1 protein-coding gene is annotated in these 213 nt (G+C 42.7%); it reads left to right on the top strand.

Features of this window, described 5'->3' with window-relative positions; translation table 11 throughout:
* Positions 1 to 213: hypothetical protein (locus ACSVH7_RS15170; protein ID WP_438067524.1), on the top strand; the 213-nt coding region annotated here is incomplete at both ends.

Genomic DNA, 213 nt, shown 5'->3' with positions numbered 1-213 from the left:
GTTTCTTCTAAAACAGATGCGGCTTGTTTTGGAGCTAGTACAGGTTCGGTAACTGCTGGAGTGGTAACAGGGGCTGTAGGAACAGTAACTTATTCTTGGAAAAATGCCTCTAATGCTGTAGTTGGTACTACGGCTTCTGTAAGTGGATTACCTGCGGGAACTTATACTGTGACAGTTTCTGATAGCTGTTCTACTTTATCCAATAGCGTAACT

It is taken from the genome of Flavobacterium sp. TSSA_36 (genome assembly GCF_051547165.1).
Lineage (GTDB): Bacteria > Bacteroidota > Bacteroidia > Flavobacteriales > Flavobacteriaceae > Flavobacterium.
Note: the sequence above shows the minus strand (reverse complement) of the source record. Positions and strands in the feature narration are given on the sequence as shown.